General features: G+C 40.6%; 1 protein-coding gene. It reads right to left on the bottom strand.

The genetic code is table 11. The features are described from left to right. A partial coding sequence (locus QP415_RS11380; protein ID WP_285100142.1) for a hypothetical protein occupies positions 1 to 233 on the bottom strand: 233 nt, incomplete at its 3' end. Positions 234 to 298 lie beyond the last annotated feature (65 nt).

Genomic DNA, 298 nt, shown 5'->3' on the forward strand with positions numbered 1-298 from the left:
GCCTGGTCTGCCACAAAATCAAAGTGTGATTTAATAGCTCTTTGAGAGCTATCCCAATAATTTTGAGCTATCTCTCTTTTTTTCTCAAGAGCTTTTACATGGTCTGCGACCGCATGGTAACTATCCCACGCTACACTTTCCCATTGTTCCGCTTCTTTCACTTGAGCCAGTAGTCTGTCTCGTTTAGCTTTCAACTCTGCAATATCGTTAATCAGCTCATTTCTATCAGTCATCGCTACCTCACAAAATAGTTTTTTCTATCCCAATTCCAAAAGGCAACAATTTCTCGTCCTGTACT

Source organism: Pauljensenia sp. UMB3104 (genome assembly GCF_030217285.1).
GTDB lineage: Bacteria > Actinomycetota > Actinomycetes > Actinomycetales > Actinomycetaceae > Pauljensenia.